Origin of the sequence: Nocardioides sp. PD653-B2 (assembly GCF_002117935.1) — a bacterium.
Lineage (GTDB): Bacteria > Actinomycetota > Actinomycetes > Propionibacteriales > Nocardioidaceae > Nocardioides.
On sequence record NZ_BDJE01000034.1, the window covers coordinates 23,784 to 37,446 of the forward strand.

A 13,663-nucleotide genomic window follows, 5' to 3' on the forward strand; every position below is an offset into this window, starting at 1 on the left:
GGCATCCCGTCGACGCCCTGCGCCATCGTGAACAGACATGGAGCACGCATGTATCGCAGGTACGGCGCCGTCTTGGGCGCCGCGACGGCCGCGGCCGTCACCGCAGCGCTCATCGCACCCGTGAACTCGGCCACCGCCGAGCCCGGGACCGCACGCCCCGCAGGATCCTCGGTCGCCTCGCCCGGCTCGGACCATCGAGTGGTCGGCGCGGACTACAACAACGGCAAGGCGCTGCCGGCCAGGTCCGGCCTCGCGAAGGCCCTCGACCGCGGGGTCCAGCCGGGCGCCAAGCGCGCACCGCACGACCCGGTCGTCGGTGACACCCGCAGCTGGCTGGCGCTCGACGACACCACCGGGTCGATCGGTCGCAAGGACTACGTCCTGCGCGGCATCGGCGACCACATCCAGGTGTGGGTCGCCGTCGACACGAAGTTCCCCGACGGGGACTGCCGCAACGACCTGGGGATGACGGACATCACCGACGGCCAGGTCGCCAGCTTCATCACCGAGTTCGACGACAACATCTTCCCGAAGGAGTCGGCGTCCTTCTCGGTGCCGCCGAGCCTCAGCGGCACCGACAACCTGATCCCCGGCCCGGACGGCAGCGCCGACTACTACGAGGTGTCCGCCGACCAGGCCGACGACATCGTCACCCTCGTCGACAACGTCAAGGACGCGAACTTCTACGACCCGTCCACGCCGGACGGGCAGACGTTCATCGCCGGGTTCTTCTACTCGACGTTCAACCAGTACCTCGACCGCAACATCATGACGATCGACGCCAACGACTGGCTGCACCGCACCGGCGCCAACCCGCCGGACGACTCCGCCGACCCGGCCTACCTGGCGTGCGCTCAGTCGCAGGGCTACGACCGCGGCTACGGCGCCCCGCGCCCGCGTGACTACGAGGGCACCTTCGCCCACGAGTACCAGCACCTGCTGGAGAGCTACGTCGACGCCGACGAGTCCAGCTGGGTCAACGAGGGCCTGTCGGACTACGCCCAGTCGCTGGTCGGGTACGTCGACACGACGCTCCCGCCGACCGACCCGGACGCCGACTCCCACATCGGCTGCTTCCAGGGCTACCTGCCCGAGTCGTACGGCGGCGCCGAGAACTCCCTCACCCTCTGGCAGGACCAGGGCGGCCCGGAGGTGCTCTGCGACTACGGCGCGGCGTACTCCTTCATGATGTACCTCTACTCGCACTACGGCGAGGACTTCATGAGCGCGCTGCACACGCAGCCGGCGAACGGCCTCGCGGGCCTCACCAAGGTGCTCAAGCAGTTCCACGCCACGGAGACCGCCCAGCAGACCGTCCACGACTGGATGACGACGATGGCGCTCGACGCGGCCATCGACAAGAGCGGCCGGGTCAAGGGCGGATCGAAGAAGGACTTCACGTCCTCCGCGCTGAACAGCTCGATCAAGTGGGCGAACCCGCAGTCCTACTCCAGCCCGGGAGCACCCCCGAACGGCGCCGACTTCGTGCGTCTCGGCAAGCCCGGCCACTGGCTGACCACGAAGAAGATCGACCGGCTCAGGTTCACCGGCGCCACGACCCTGGCGCCGACCCCGGTCGAGTGGACCGTGGACTCCACCCCGCCCGACGCGACCACCGAGGACACCAACTGCGGTGCGGTCGAGGACGGCACCGGCGCGCCGGCCCTGTACTCCGGCTGTGGTGAGAACCTCGACCGCTCGATCGTGCGACCGGTGACCGTGCCGGCCGCCGGCGGGACGCTGTCCTTCCAGGCCCTGTGGGACACCGAGGAGCTCTGGGACTACGCGTTCGTCCAGGTCTCGACCGACGGAGGCAAGACCTGGAAGTCGCTCGCGACCGAGGACACCACGTCGGACCACGATCCCGGCGCCGTGTCCAACGTCGTGGCCGAGCTGCCGGGTCTCACCGGCGACTCGGGCGAGTGGAAGACCGAGACGGCCGACCTGTCGGCGTACGCCGGCAAGAAGGTGCTGCTCGGCTTCCGCTACATCACCGACTCGGGCGTCAACGAGGGTGGCTTCTGGGTCCGTGACATCGATGTCGCGGGCACCAGCCTCCCGAGCGGCTCGCTGGGCGGGTGGAAGACCATCACCCAGGTGCACCCGGTCCAGGTCCCGGCCTGGACGGTCCAGCTCGTCGGCATCACCGACGGCAAGGTCGCCTGGTACCACGACCTCGCGATCGACAAGTCCTTCAAGGGCTCGATCAGCGGCAAGCAGCTCCGCAAGGTCATCGGCCCCAACGCCACGACCGTCGCGGCGCTGGTCACGATGGACGACCCGAGCGAGACGGTCACGCAGTACGGCAAGTACTCGCTGACCGTGAAGGCGCCGGTGGTCTTCGGCAACAAGGCCGGCCGCTGATCCAGCGGTCAGCAGTACGCACCTTGTCCGGCCCCGCGTCCGGGACTTCTCGTCCCGGCCGGGGCCGGACCCGCGTCCGGGACCGCGGTGCGACGCGTCCCACATGAGCCCTGGGGTCCTCTCCGGGCGAACGGGCGATACCCTGCCCGCCGGAGATCGAACCGACCGAGCGGAGTGTTCAGGTGCCGGAGAGCAAGGGACTGCAGAAGGTCCTCATCGCCAATCGCGGGGAGATCGCCGTCCGCGTCATCCGGGCGTGCAAGGACGCGGGGATCGGCAGCGTGGCGGTCTACGCCGAGCCCGACCGGGACGCGCTCTTCGTGCGGCTGGCCGACGAGGCCCACTCACTGGGCGGGTCGACCCCGGCCGACTCCTACCTCGACATCGCCAAGATCATCGCGGTGGCCGAGAAGTCCGGCGCCGACTCGGTGCACCCGGGCTACGGCTTCCTCGCCGAGAACGCCGACTTCGCCCAGGCGGTGATCGACGCCGGCCTGATCTGGATCGGTCCCCCGCCGGCCGCGATCGAGGCTCTGGGCGACAAGGCCAAGGCCAAGCACATCGCGGTCAAGGCGAACGCGCCGCTCGCGCCAGGCACCAAGGACGCCCTGACCGACGCCGACGAAGCCGTGCGCTTCGCGGAGGAGAACGGCCTGCCGATCGCGATCAAGGCCGTCTTCGGCGGCGGCGGCCGCGGCCTCAAGGTCGCACGCACCCTCGAGGAGATCCCCGACGCCTTCGAGTCGGCGGTCCGCGAGGCGGTCAGCGCGTTCGGACGCGGCGAGTGCCTCGTGGAGAAGTTCCTCGACAAGCCGCGCCACGTCGAGACCCAGTGCCTGGCCGACCAGCACGGCAACGTCGTGGTCGTCTCGACCCGCGACTGTTCCCTGCAGCGCCGCAACCAGAAGCTGGTCGAGGAGGCGCCCGCGCCGTTCCTGTCCGACGAGCAGGTCACCGAGCTCTACGAGTCCTCCAAGCGCATCCTGAAGGAGGCCGGCTACTACGGCGCCGGCACCTGCGAGTTCCTGGTCGCCCAGGACGGCTCGATCTCCTTCCTCGAGGTCAACACCCGGCTCCAGGTCGAGCACTGCGTCTCGGAGGAGGTCACCGGCATCGACCTGGTGCGCGAGATGTTCCGGATCGCGGCCGGCGAGGAGCTCGGCTACGACGACCCGGAGATCCGCGGCCACTCCATCGAGTACCGCATCAACGCCGAGGACGGCGGCCGCAACTTCATGCCCGCCCCCGGCACCCTCTCCGCGTGGAGCCCGCCCAGCGGCCCCGGCATCCGGCTGGACGGCGGCTACGAGAACGGCGAGACGATCCCCGGCGCGTTCGACTCCCTCATCGCCAAGCTGATCGTCTCGGGCCGCGACCGCACCCAGGCGCTGGAGCGCTCGCGGCGCGCGCTCGACGAGTTCGTGGTCGACGGCATGCCCACGGTCATCCCCTTCCACCAGGCGGTCGTGCGCGACCCGGCGTACGTCGGTCCGTCGAACCCGGCCGGCGAGGGCTCCTTCGACGTCTACACCCAGTGGATCGAGACCGACTTCGACAACCAGATCGAGCCGTACGCCGGCGACTCGGCCGAGGCCGAGGAGCAGGGCGAGCGGCAGACCGTGGTCGTCGAGGTCGGCGGCAAGCGGCTCGAGGTGGTCATCCCCGGCGGCCTCGGCGGCATCTCCGCGGGCCCGGCCGCCGGCGCGAAGAAGCCGAAGCGAGCGGCCGGCAAGAAGGCCGGCGCGGCCGCCAGCGGCGACGCGGTGACCAGCCCGATGCAGGGCACGATCGTCAAGGTCGTCGTCGAGGAGGGTCAGGAGGTCGCCGAGGGCGACACCGTGGTCGTCATCGAGGCGATGAAGATGGAGCAGCCGCTCAAGGCCCACAAGGCCGGCACCGTCACCGGCCTCACCGCCGAGGTCGGCGCGACGATCGGCAACGGCGCCGTGCTCTGCGAGATCACGTGAGCAGTGCCGAGTGAGGGACGAGCTCGGCACGTGGGGTCACGCAGGTAGAGCAAGCCCACGGCTGAGCTCGCGAAGCCGTGACAGGTGTGTCGACACAAGGACTGAACTCCTCCCTGATGGGTAACGCCCTCTCCGTGACGATCTCGGGGACCGACGCCGAGACCGTTCCCCAGATCGTCGCCGCGCTCCGACAGGACCCCGTCCTCGTCCAGCAGGTGCTCGGCAACGGGCACACCGCCGAGGTCGACGGCCAGCTCACGGCGCTCGCCGGTGACGTCGCGCACCCGGTCTGGCTGGTGCTGGTGCAGGCGCCCGCCGGCCTCGCCCACGAGGACCCGACCGACGACCTGCTGCGCCAGGTGCACCAACAGCTCCAGGAGCCCGGGATCTACGTCGTGGCCTCGACCGTGGGGATCGAGTCCGTCGAGACGTACGACGTCCCGCTCGACGGCACCGATCTGTCGCTGGCGCGCTTCCACACCCTCGACCGGGCGCACGAGATCCTCGGCCAGGACCACCGCCTGTCAGCGGCAGGCGAGGCGGCGCTGACCCTCGAGGTCGCCGCCGACCCCGACCTCGAGCTCACGGACCGCCAGATCCACCAGGTCACCGACGACCCGATCTGGGTCGCAGTGACCGAGAGCGAGCCGGACACGTACGAGGAGTACGACAAGGTCGACGACCCGCTGACCCCGGTGGTCGTCGCCGTGGCGACGGCCTTGGTCGTCGCGGCCGTGGCCTGGCGGCTCCTGCGCGCCCGCGCCGCGGCCCTCCTCGAGCCGCACGACCGGCGCGCGCCGAGCGGCACCGAGGCGGCCACCTCGTCGACGCCGAGCCCCGAGACGCTGCGCGGCCAGGCGCGGACCGCGCTGAAGCGCCTCGACCGCCGCCTCCGCAAGGGCTCCGTCGACCCGGCGGCCCTCGACGAGGCCCAGGGCTCCCGTGACGCTGCGGCCGACCTCGTCGAGTCCGACGACCTGCTCGACGTCGTGGGCGCGCTGGTGCTGGTGACGATCGGGTACGCCGCGACCCGGCGCGGCGGCGCGCCGTACCGCCCCTGCTTCTTCAACCCGTTGCACGGCGAGGGCGACCACCGGGCCGCCTCGGGGCAAGGCGGTCCGACGGTCCCTGCCTGCCGTCGGTGCGCTGCCGACGTCGAGAGCGGCACGGCGCCCGACGCGCTGGTCGTCGCCCGGCGCGGCCGCGACCGGCCCTACTACGAACAGTCGACCGTGTGGGCGCGCACCGGCTTCGGCAGCCTGACCGACGACCTCTGGATCGACGTCCGCCAGGTGGGTCGGCGATGAGCGAGCGTCTGCGTCACCTCGCCCTGGCCGTGCTCCTCGGCCTCCTCGCGGCCACCGCCGCGGTCGGGATCACCCACGCCGCCGCGCGCACCGTCGATCCCGACCCGCTCCCGATCGGCGACCGCGTCCAGCAGGCCGCGGACGCCTTCCGCGACGGCGACCACGTCTACGTCGCGGCCGACGCCCACGACCGGGTGCCCCCGGCCGACGAGGCGCGCCTCGAGCAGCTGGCCGATGCCAGCGACACCGCGCTCTACATCGCGGTCTGGGAGGCCGGAGAGAGCGGCTACTACCTCTACAGCGACGCCGCCGACCAGCTGCAGCGGACCGTCGGCGAGGACGGTGTCTACGTGATCTGGCAGGGCCCCGGCGACGGGATCGTCAGCGAGCGCGGCGGGTCGATGGACCCGGACCCGCCGGCCGACTTCAACGGCGACCCGGTGCGCCGGCTCACCGAGATCGCGACGGCCGTCGGCGACGGCCGGCTCCTGACCTACTCCGGGCCGGACTACTGGGGCGGACCGGGCGGCGCGCTCGGCGCGGGACTCATCTTCGGCGGCCTCGCCCTGCCGTGCGCGCTGCTGGTGATCGGGCTGGGCCGGACCCTCTCCGGCCGCGGCTTCCGGCTCCAGGGAGGGTGGTGGTGACGGCATGTCCGACGACGTGATCCAGCAGATCCAGCAGGCGCTGGACCAGACGGGGGTGTACGTCGACCCGACCCTCCGGGCGGCGGTCGGCGCCCACGACCTCGCCGCGATGAAGGCGGATGTCGCGGCGTCGCCGACCCCGACGTACGTCGTGGTCTACCCGTACGTCAACGGCGACCAGTTCGGCGGTGACCCGGCCGAGCTGCTCACCCAGCTCCACGACGCCTCGGGCAAGGACGGCCTCTACCTGTCGGTGCGCGACGTCGACTACACACCGGTCTACCTCGAGTCGCGGGCCTGGGGATCGGTGGGCGACGGCCGAGCGGCCACCGATGTCGCGGCCTACCACCACCCCGACGATGCCGGTGCCGCGCTCGCCGAGGCCACCCACCTGACCGCGACCGGCACGGCGCAGCAGGCCGCCGACCAGATGTACGACGAGCGCTTCGGCGACGACACCACGAGCTCGACCGGCTCCGCACCGGCCGCGGCCGACGGGTCCGGGGACGACGGCGGCGGCGGCGGGAGCGGCGTCACCGTGGGCGTGCTGATCGGTCTCGCCCTCGCGATCGGCGTGGTCGTCGTCGGCTGGCGGGTGCGCCGCCGGACCCGACGGACGTACTCGCTGCCGGCCTCCGTCGTCGAGCACGTGCGCGAAGCCCACGACCGACAGCTCGAGGACCGGGCCCAGGAGGAGGTCCTAGCGCTGGGCGAGGCCATCGACGCCGCGGAGATGAGCCCGGGCGACACCGCCGACGCGTGGCAGGCCGCGCTCGACCACTACGACGGTGCCGGCCGGGTGCTGCGCCGCGGTGACGACCGCCCGGATGTCCTCGACGTCGTGGGCGCCCTGGTGCTCGCCCGCCGCGAGCGCCGCGCCCTCGACGCCGCGCTGGGGCACCGGGCGTTCGAGCCCGAGCCCGTGTGCTACCTCAACCCGCTGCACACCGGCGGCACGACCGTCGGGACCGTCGAGAGCGGCGGCCGCCAGGTGGAGGTGCCGCTCTGCCGCGCGTGCCGGGCCGACCTGCGCGCCGGCCGGGCGCCCGACGTCCTCGACGTGATGCGCCGCGGGCGCCCGGTCCACTACTTCGACACGGACGCCGAGCCGTGGGCGTCCACCGGCTACGGCGCGCTGCGTTCCGACCTGGTGCCGCGGTTGCAGGGCAGGACCTGAGCGATCAGCTGGTGACCTCGCAGCTCTGGACGACCTCGGCGTTGAGGCAGGTGTCCCGGCCCTCCTGGCCGCCGACCGTGTCGTAGCCGTCGCCGGCGTCGATCCGGTCGCGCTCGCCCGACCCCGTGACGTCGTCGTCCCCGCCGTAGGTCCACGCGCGGAACGGCTGGTAGTAGCCGGCCACGACCGCGTCGGGGCCGTCGGTGCCGTAGAAGATCCAGCGCAGGTGGTCGCCGAGCACCCACGCCTCGATCGCGGCCACCGTGCCCGCCCGGTCGCCCGAGCGCGACACGGTCCCCTCCCCCACGTCCAGGGTGAGCGTCGGCCCCGGCGGCCGGGTGCCGTGCGAGCCTCCCGAGTCCGGGCTGCCGAGGTTGCCCCGGTCGACGCCGTCGCCGCCGTCGAGCGCGAAGCCCGGGACGTCGGTGACGCTCGTGAAGACGTCGTCGTCGCCGGCGTCGCCGTAGACCTGGGACGGCTGGCCGGAGTAGCTCCCGACCAGGTCGTTGCCGTCGCCCCCGCGCAGCACGTCGCGACCGCGCCACGCGACGATCCGGTCCCGGCCGGGACCGCCGTCGACGACGTCGCGGTCCGGCGCGGCGTCCGGCTCGTCGGGCGCGAGGTCATCGGCCCCGCCGCGCCCCTCGAGCCGGTCGCCGCCGGTCCGGCCCATCAGGGTGTCCGCGCCGGCGCTGCCGAGGAGCACGTCGTCGTACGGCGTGCCGACCACCTGGAGACCGCCCTGCACCACGATCCGGTCGGCGCCGTCTCCCGAGCCGGTGCCCGCCTCGAGGTCCACCGTCACGCCGCGCCGCACGGACTCGTAGGTCACGATGCCGTGACTGCCGCCCTGGTCGGTCGGCCGGGCGTCCCCGCCGATGTCGAGCAGGTCGTCACCGGCCCCACCGGACAGCTCGTCGGGATAGCGGAACGACCCGCCCCGGTCGAAGCCCAGCCCGTCGCGCTCGCCGTACAGCCGGTCGGCCCCGGGTCCGCCGCGCAGCAGGTCGGCGCCGTCGCCGCCGCAGACGAGGTCGTCGCCGTTGCCCGCGCGCACCACGTCGTCGCCCCCGCGGGCGACGATGACGTCGGCACGCGGCGTGCCGGTGATGTGGTCGTCGCCGGCCGTGCCGACGATCGTCGCGGCCCGCCCCTGGCAGGTCGGGGCCGCTGCCTGCGCCGGGGGCACGACGGCCAGCACCCCGCCGGCGAGCGCCAGCGCGCTCATCATGATCAGCCTGCTCATGTGAGTGCTACGCACAGCCCGTAGATTCGGTTGCATGTCCGCGCCTCGCCTCCGAGAGCCCCGCGAACGCGTGAGCCCGCGGGCCAGGTCGATGTGGACCCTCACCGCCGGGCTCGAGGGGGCCGTGCTGCTGGCAGCCCTGATCGTCGTCGGGCCGGCCACCGCGTGGGTCCCGATCCCTTGGTGGGCCGTGGTGCTCGCGGCGCTCGCCATCGTGGCGTACGTCGTGGTCGTGCCGCGCTGGCGCTTCGCCGTGCACCGCTGGGAGGTCACGGACACGGCCGTCTACACCCAGACCGGGTGGTGGGCCCGCGAGCGCCGGATCGCGCCGATGTCGCGGATCCAGACCGTCGACCACGCGGAGGGCGCGGTCTCGCGCCTCTTCGGGCTCTCCACGGTCACGGTCACCACCGCCTCGGCGGCCGGGGCACTCGAGATCGCGGGGCTGGACCGCCTCCGCGCACTCGCGCTGGTCGACGAGCTCACGATCAAGGCCGACACCGTCCCCGGCGACGCCACGTGACCGGTCTCGGCACCGACCGGTCCCTGCCGGACGAGTGGCAGCGGCTCGACCCGCGGATGCTGCTCGTCCACCCGGTCAAGGAGCTGATCCGCTTCCTGCCCGTCCTGGTCGGTCTCTTCATCGCCGGGACGGCCTCCGGGGGCAGTGGCGACTGGTGGCACTTCCTCGGGATCGTGGTCCCGATCTCGCTCGGCGTGATGCGCTACTTCACGACGTACTTCCGGATCGCCGACCAGCGGGTCGAGCTGCGGCGCGGCCTGGTGAACCGGCACGTCCTGTCCACGCCGCTCGACCGGGTGCGGACCGTCGACATCACCGCCTCCCCCATCCACCGCCTGCTCGGCCTGACCACGGTCCGGGTCGGCACCGGGACCGCCTCGAACGACGACGAGGACCGGCTCGACCTCGACGGGCTGGCGACCGACCGGGCCCGGCAGCTGCGTGCGGACCTCCTGCCGGTGGGCGGCACCGACCCGGCCGGCACCACGGAGCAGCCCCGGCCCGCGGACCGGACGGTGCTCGTGTTCGACCCGGCCTGGGTCCGCTTCGCCCCGCTGACCAGCTCGGGGCTGGTCATCGCCGCCGCGACCCTCGGCGTGATCACCCAGGCCGTCAACACCTTCGGCGGCTTCGACCGGCTCGACCCGCAGCGGTTCGCCGACGACGCGTCGGGCTGGTCGGTGTGGGCGGCCGTGCCGCTCGGGCTGATCGCCCTCGTGCTCGTCGTCGCGGCGCTGTCGATCGGCGGCTACGTGCTCACCAATTGGGGCTTCACGCTCACCCACACCGGCTCGGCGCGCGGCGGCGCCTGGCACCTGCGCCGCGGGCTGCTGACCACCCGCGAGACGACGCTCGACGACGAGCGGGTCCGCGGCGTCAGCGTCGGCGAGCCGCTCGGCCTGCGCCTGGCCGGGGGCGGTCGGACGTCGGCGATCGTCACCGGGCTCGACCGCCGGCAGGCCGCCAGCTCGCTCCTCGTGCCGCCCGCCCCGCGCAGCGTCGTCGTGGGCGTCGCGGGCGCCGTGCTCGGCACCGACAGCCCCCTGACGACACCCCTCGTCGACCACGGGCCACGAGCGCGCACCCGCCGCTTCACCCGCGCGCTGACACCGGCCGTCGCGGCGCTCGCGGCCGCGCTGCTCCTCGTGCTGCTCACCGAGACCCCGACGTGGCTCCTGGCCGTCGTCGCCCTCGGCGTGCCGGTCGCGCTGGCGCTGGCCGCCGACCGCGCCCGGGCCCTCGGCCATGCCCTGGTCGACGGGCACGTCGTCGCCCGGTCGGGCAGTCTCGACCGGCGCCGCGAGGCGCTCGAGGTCGGCGGGGTGATCGGCTGGAACTTCCGGTCGACCTGGTTCCAGCGCCGCGCCGGCCTGCTCTCGCTGGTCGCCACCACCGCCGGGGGCCGACAGGCCGTCACCGTGCCCGACGTCCCCGAGGACGCCGCGCTGACGCTCGCCCTGGCGGCGCACCCCGAGCTGCTGGGTCAGTTCCTCGACACTGAACCGGTCCGGACCAGCCCCTAGCCACCCGCGCGGTGCCCTAGCGTGGATACCCCCATCGGGTGCTCGGGCACTCCGTGTCCCCAGGAGCTCCGATGTCGAGCCGACCCGCACGCCGTCGAGCGCTGACCTCCGCCCTCGCGACGGCTCTCGCGCTCACCGCCACGCTCGCGTGGGTGCCGCCGTCCGGGGCAGCGGTCACGACGTACGCCGGCGAGGTGCTCGCCTCCGCCCCGGTGGCCTACTACCGGCTCGGGGAGCCGAGCGGCCCGACGATGGTCGACAGCTCGGGCCACGGCCACCACGGCACGTACGGCGGTCTCGTGGCCTTCGGCGGGCCTCCCGCCATCACGAACACCACGGACACCTCGGCCGCGTTCACGACGGGGTCGAGCGCGACCGGCATCCCCGCGCCGCAGACCGCCTACACCCTGGAGGCGTGGGTCCGCCCGGACGACGGCGCACCCGCGACGCTCGTCGGGCAGGCGGGCGCCGGCGAGCTCTACATCAGCGGCGGCTTCCTCGGGCTCGACCAGAGCGGGGACGACGTCCTCAGCTCGGGCCCCGACCTGACCGCCGGCACCTGGTGGCACGTCGCCGCCACCTGGGACGGCACCACCACGCGGCTCTACGTCGACGGGACCGAGGTCGCGACCTCGGTCACGGCCACCACCGCACCGTCCGGGAGCAACCCGGTGATCCTCGGCGACGGCCCCCACGGGGGCTTCATCGGCGGGCTGGACGAGGTCGCCTACTACCCGACCGCGCTGTCCGGTGCCGTGCTCGCCGCCCACGTCGCGATCGGGCGGGACTCGACCCCGCCCCATGTCACCATCACCACCCCGGCCGACAGCGGCCAGTACGTCCTGCACGCCGTCCCGGCCCCGGGCTACTCCTGCACCGACCCCCTGGCCGGCAGCCCGCCCTCGGCGAGCGGCATCATGACCTGCGTCCCCGGCCCGCTGGCCGGCGGGCTCGGGCCGCACTTCTTCACGGTCACCGGCACCGACCGGGCCGGGAACGCCGCGGCACGCACGGTCGCCTACACGGTCGTGCCCAACCGGTACGCCGACGAGGTGCTCCTCTCCTCCCCGATCGCCTTCTACCGGCTCAACGACCCGGTCGGCGCCGTGACCATGACCGACGACTCGGGCCACGGGCGCGACGGGCTGTACCGGAACGCGGTGGCGCCGGGCGGGCACCGGCCCGCCGCCATCTCGTGCGAGCGCCGGCCGAGGCCCCCGCAGGTCTGCGAGCTGGCGGCCGACCCGCAGGACTTCTCGACCCACTTCGGCGGCAACGGCTACGGCTACGTGAGCGACCTCCCGGCACCGAAGACCGCCTACACGCTCGAGGCCTGGATCCGGCCCGACAACGGCGACGGCTCGATCGTGGGCCAGGGTGGGGCCGGCCAGCTCTTCCTGCGCGACGGCCACCTGGGGCTGCGCCAGACCCAGGACGACGTCCTCAGCAGCAGCCCCACCCTGACGCCGGGCGTCTGGTGGCACGTCGCCGCCGTGTGGAACGGGACCTCCACCGCCCTGTTCGTGAACGGCGCCGTGGTCGCGACGTCGAGCTCGGCCCGGAAGGCACCCTCCGGCTCCGCCACGATGTACGTCGGCCTCGGCGAGCAGGCGCCGCCGTTCCACGGCGACCTCGACGAGGTGGCCTACTACTCGACCGCGCTGTCGGGCGGGGTGCTGGCCGAGCACTACGCGGTCGGCACCGCCGTCGACTGGCCGTCGATCTCGCCGGTCCCGCCGGGCACCACGGGGGTGCCCTCGGCCGTGATCACCACCCCGGCGGACGACGGCCTCTACGCCCCGGCCAAGACCCCGGTGTCGGACTTCGGCTGCACCGACCCGGACGGGTCCGGCGACGTCTCCAGCTGCACGGCGGCCGTCGACGGGAACCCGCTCGCCAACGGCGACCCGCTCCCCGACTCCCTCGGCTCCCACACCGTCACGGTCACCGCCGTCGACCAGGCAGGCAACGTCGACACGCACTCCGTGACCTACACCGTCATGCCCTTCCCCGACATCTTCCGGGCGGACTCACCCCTCGCCTACTACCGACTCGGGGACACCGGCTCGGTGATGGTGGACGCCAGCGGCAACGGCCGCGACGGGGAGTACAAGAACGACCAGCAGTCCGGGCCGGTCGGCATCAGCGGCGACGGCGACCACGCGCGGAGGTTCCTCGGCGCCAACGGCTACGGGTACGCCAACGGCGTCGCCGCGGGGCCCCACCAGTCGACGATCGAGGCCTGGGCGAACCCGGACGACGGGCGCGACCAGTCGATCGCCGGGCTGGCCGGGACCGACGAGCTCTTCGTGACCGGCGGGAGCTTCGCCTTCCGTCACCTGGACCGCACGGTGGTCGCCGACGTCGGGCCGACGCCCGGAGCGTTCCGCCAGGTCGTCGGCGTGTGGGACGGCACCAACGCGCAGATCTACGTGGACGGCGTGCTGCACGGCACCGTCGAGGCGGCCACCGGCAGCTCGAGCGCCGGCGGTGGCACGTTCTACGTCGGCTACGGCATCCGGGCACCCTGGTTCAAGGGCTCGATCGACGAGGTCGCCTACTACCGGGTCGCCCTGACGCCGGCCCGCGTGCTCGAGCACTTCCTCGCCGACCCGCCGCCGGCCACCGACTGCCTGGTGCCTCGCCTCCGCGGCCGCCGGGTCGCCGTCGCCCGGGACGCGCTCGCGTGGGCGGGCTGCACCCTCGGGACGGTCAGCCACCGCGCCGCGGCGCCCCGGGACCGGGGCCGGGTGCTCGCCCAGTCCGTCCCGCCGGGCAGCGCCCTCCCGGGCGGACGCAGCATCGACGTCACCGTCGGCCGCTGACAGCAGCCCGGGTGACAGACGCGCCACCCACCCCCTGTCTCGCCGGAGCACGGACCTGCGGGTCCTGACCGCCCGGGCTCATAG

General features: G+C 73.4%; 9 protein-coding genes. 8 read left to right on the top strand and 1 reads right to left on the bottom strand.

The features are described 5' to 3' along the window. Positions 1-48 precede the first annotated feature (48 nt). The 5 genes from PD653B2_RS15175 to PD653B2_RS15195 all read left to right on the top strand — a co-directional run bounded on the left by PD653B2_RS15175 (position 49) and on the right by PD653B2_RS15195 (position 7,462). On the top strand, positions 49-2,364 hold the full coding sequence (locus PD653B2_RS15175; protein ID WP_085873227.1) for a choice-of-anchor J domain-containing protein: 2,316 nt from the start codon (positions 49-51) through the stop codon (positions 2,362-2,364). 200 nt (positions 2,365-2,564) lie between these two features. Further along, complete coding sequence (locus PD653B2_RS15180) at positions 2,565-4,331, top strand: acetyl/propionyl/methylcrotonyl-CoA carboxylase subunit alpha (RefSeq protein ID WP_207559231.1); 1,767 nt, start codon at positions 2,565-2,567, stop codon at positions 4,329-4,331. Positions 4,332-4,465: 134 nt separating this feature from the next. Continuing rightward, complete coding sequence (locus tag PD653B2_RS15185; RefSeq protein WP_133058862.1) at positions 4,466-5,638, top strand: hypothetical protein; 1,173 nt, start codon at positions 4,466-4,468, stop codon at positions 5,636-5,638. Further along, positions 5,635-6,285, top strand: coding sequence for a hypothetical protein (locus PD653B2_RS15190; RefSeq protein ID WP_085873230.1), 651 nt, complete (start codon positions 5,635-5,637; stop codon positions 6,283-6,285). The genes PD653B2_RS15185 and PD653B2_RS15190 overlap by 4 nt, the downstream gene beginning before the upstream one ends. 4 nt (positions 6,286-6,289) lie before the next feature. Beyond that, positions 6,290-7,462 (top strand): hypothetical protein, encoded by a 1,173-nt coding sequence (locus PD653B2_RS15195; RefSeq protein ID WP_085873231.1) that lies wholly within the window; start codon positions 6,290-6,292, stop codon positions 7,460-7,462. Positions 7,463-7,466: 4 nt separating this feature from the next. On the opposite strand, the gene PD653B2_RS15200 is transcribed toward PD653B2_RS15195, so the two are convergent. Continuing rightward, a complete protein-coding gene (locus tag PD653B2_RS15200; protein WP_085873232.1) occupies positions 7,467-8,708 on the bottom strand; it encodes a calcium-binding protein in 1,242 nt (413 codons plus the stop codon). Between the two features lie 34 nt (positions 8,709-8,742). Here PD653B2_RS15200 and PD653B2_RS15205 point away from each other — a divergent pair, with 34 nt between their 5' ends. From PD653B2_RS15205 to PD653B2_RS15215, 3 genes are all read left to right on the top strand, one after another. Further along, complete coding sequence (locus PD653B2_RS15205) at positions 8,743-9,231, top strand: PH domain-containing protein (protein WP_085873233.1); 489 nt, start codon at positions 8,743-8,745, stop codon at positions 9,229-9,231. Then, a complete protein-coding gene (locus PD653B2_RS15210; protein WP_085873234.1) occupies positions 9,228-10,754 on the top strand; it encodes a PH domain-containing protein in 1,527 nt (508 codons plus the stop codon). The genes PD653B2_RS15205 and PD653B2_RS15210 overlap by 4 nt, the downstream gene beginning before the upstream one ends. 71 nt (positions 10,755-10,825) lie before the next feature. Then, complete coding sequence (locus PD653B2_RS15215) at positions 10,826-13,579, top strand: LamG-like jellyroll fold domain-containing protein (protein ID WP_085873235.1); 2,754 nt, start codon at positions 10,826-10,828, stop codon at positions 13,577-13,579. Positions 13,580-13,663 lie beyond the last annotated feature (84 nt).